This window comes from Lentibacillus sp., assembly GCF_035301925.1.
In the GTDB taxonomy this organism is placed as follows: Bacteria; Bacillota; Bacilli; order Bacillales; family Amphibacillaceae; genus Lentibacillus.
The window spans coordinates 1-2933 of the sequence record NZ_DATGTI010000013.1 but is presented as its reverse complement, the minus strand read 5'-3'; the positions used below and the strand labels follow the sequence as shown (position 1 = coordinate 2933).

The 2933-nt window shown below is 42.8% G+C and carries 2 protein-coding genes; both read left to right on the top strand.

What is annotated here, in order from left to right; genetic code table 11:
* Positions 1–281 precede the first annotated feature (281 nt).
* Positions 282–1778 carry an IS21 family transposase gene (gene istA / locus VK080_RS01550; RefSeq protein WP_324223050.1) on the top strand — a complete coding sequence of 499 codons (1497 nt, stop codon included), beginning with the start codon at positions 282–284 and terminating at the stop codon, positions 1776–1778.
* The gene (istB, locus tag VK080_RS01545) at positions 1778–2512 is read left to right on the top strand and encodes an IS21-like element helper ATPase IstB (RefSeq protein ID WP_324223049.1); all 735 of its coding nucleotides are present in this window, start codon (positions 1778–1780) and stop codon (positions 2510–2512) included. Before istA ends, istB begins: the two co-directional genes overlap by 1 nt.
* The last annotated feature ends 421 nt before the right edge of the window (positions 2513–2933 follow it).

The window sequence follows — 2933 nt, the reverse complement described above, 5'->3', positions numbered from 1 at the left end:
AACTTGCTGTTCGTTTATTTCAAACTCATCTATAATCTCTTTACTATATTTTTCTTTATTATTTTTAAGCTGCATGAGAAACTTCCCCGATTCCGTTGCAGTTCCTTCTCCATTTATGAATCGTTCAAAATAGTCCTCATCTGTTTATGGCAGAATAAAAGTACATAATTCGGCAGCCTAAAAATACACAACTGCCGATAAAAAAAGAGCCTTGCCAGTCATCCCAAATTCTATTAACCTCCTACATGTAAAGACCAATAAACATGGGGAGGAATGAAAGGATGCTAGCAATGGCTCAAATTGACTATATCAATTTTTTACGGGAAAAGGAAGGGCTGTCGATTAATTCCCTGGCCAAACGTCTTGGTATTAATTGGCGAACAGCCAAAAAATATGCGGATCGGGATGATTGGAGTCCTGAAGTGAAAAAACGGATTAAACGTTATCCAATTCTGGGACCTTATTTGGATATCATCGAAGCGTGGCTGACAGAGGACTTGTCCCGGAAACGAAAACAGCGTCATACCAATATCCGCATCTATGAGCGTCTCCGTGATGAATGCGGGTATACCGGAGGTGTGCGCACCGTTACCGGCTACGTGTCTAAGCGAAAAAAGGAGTTAGCACAAGAACAGAAAACCTATACCGAGTTGATTCATCCGGGAGGTGAGGCACAGGTAGACTTTGGTACGACAGACATCATTTATGAGGGAACATGGCTTCAAGTCAAATATCTCGTGATGTCCTTTCCGTACAGTAACGCTGCCTACCTGGTCGTATTGCCCCGAGAGAACATCACTTGCTTTTTGGAAGGGCTCAAGCAGCTTTTTGCCCAGGCAGGGGGTGTTCCGCGCAAATTATGGTTTGACAACTTATCTGCCGCGGTCGCGACGATCAAGGGGCACGAGGAACGCGAGTTAACGGACATGTTTCACCGTTTCAAACTTCATTACCGGTTTGAAGCTGTCTTCTGTAATCCTGGAGCCGGCCATGAAAAAGGCAATGTGGAAAATAAAGTTGGAACAAGCAGAAGAAACTGGTTTGTGCCTATTCCAGTCATGACATCCTGGAAACAGATCAATCAGCAGATGAATCAAAAAGCTGAAAAGGCTATGGAAAACGAACATTACAAGCATAAACAGCCGATTCAGTCATTGTGGGAAGAAGAACGGGAAAAACTTCTGCAGCTCCCCCGAGATTCATTTGAAGTCGTTCACCTGGAAACAGCCAAGCTCGACAAATATGGAAAAGTCCACATCGATCAGGAACGTCTTTCCGTTCCAGGAGGGGGTGCGCAGCAGCTTGTATCGCTAAAAGTCTACTGGGACTGTGTAGAAGTAATGAATCAAGCGTATGAGACATTAGCCGTCATCCCGCGCCCATTTAGTCTCAAGCAACGGGAAATGGACTGGATTCAGGAATTGGAACAAGTGAAGAATAAACCAAGAGCTATTCCCTATACCGTGGTTTACGCAGCGCTTCCTGAAACGCTTCAGCGATATCTGGATATCGCTGATCTCCCCCATAGAAAAAGGCGGATAAAAAGCCTTATAAGATGGCTCAACGATGGGTATCGTATCTATCAAGTTGCCGAAGCTATAATTCATATAAGCACTGATCTTTGGGATGAAGAAGGCGTCATTTATCAGGAATTGTATCGTACGATACATCCCGAGCAACTGGACTATTTGGAAGAAACCTATACCCCTTCCGATGTCAGGGATTATGAACCTGTTTTGGAGGCGTATGATGCGCTCACCAGGGAGGTGTGGACCTGATGGAATGGGGAGAACGCATTCAGGCTTACTGCAAGAAGCTGAAACTGGGGCATATAGGGGAAATTTATGATCAAATTAAAGCAGAAACCCATGAAGAATTTCTCCTGCATTGTTTGGAAAAAGAGGTGCAGGCACAAGAACACAATAAAGTACAGCGTTTAATCAAAAAAGCCGGATTCAACCAAATGAAGACCTTGGAGGATTACGATGAATCTTGGGCACCGGAGCTTCCTTCAACGGTTACCATGGATTCCCTGAAAGATTTAACATTCATGGAGGACAAGCAAAATATTATGATGGTTGGATCTGTTGGGACAGGAAAAACGCATCTGGCTTCCGCATTAGGGCTAGAAGCATGCAGGCAAGGGAAAGAGGTGAGGTTTTACCGGGTTAATGACCTCGTTTCTAAACTATTGGAAAAGCACCGTAATGGTACATTGAATCGATTTATGCAGGGGTTCCGGAAAGCAGAACTAATCATTTTGGATGAATTGGGATTTGTCCCATTCCATAAGGACGGATCCGAGCTCCTGTTCAGCCTGATTGCCGAGTGTTACGAGCAAACTAGTGTAATTGTGACATCCAACCTGGAGTTTGGGCAATGGAATACGATATTTGGCGACAAACGCCTTACTGCAGCTATCATGGATCGGCTGGTGCACCACGCTCATATCATCACCTTCACAGGTGAGAGTTATCGGCTTACAAACGCCCTGTCCAAAAGCAAAACTTGAATAATCGCTCATCATGACCGCATTTTTGAACCTTGAAAAGAAAATAAAGGATGGAAACGTACCAAAACGTACCATTGGGAAAATAGACTGGCAAGGTTATGTAAAAAAGTACTGCCATTTTATGTACTTTTTACTTGCCAAACACACTCATCCATATATTTTTTAGCGAGTGTATAAAAACTTACGTCATTGTCGTTTGAAAGAGGGCTACTATAGTTTTTAAACGGTTTTAAGTCACTGTTATCAATGACAACGTATCCTTTTTCTCGTAGCACATCATTAACACTACAATGTTTAAATAAATTGCGTATCATTAAAAGCCAGGTTAATTGAGAAATGCTTTCTTTGAAGGAAGCTTTCGCTACAACACAGGAAAGCTTCCTTCACATAATATATTACTTATTTGCAAAGTTCATTTCTT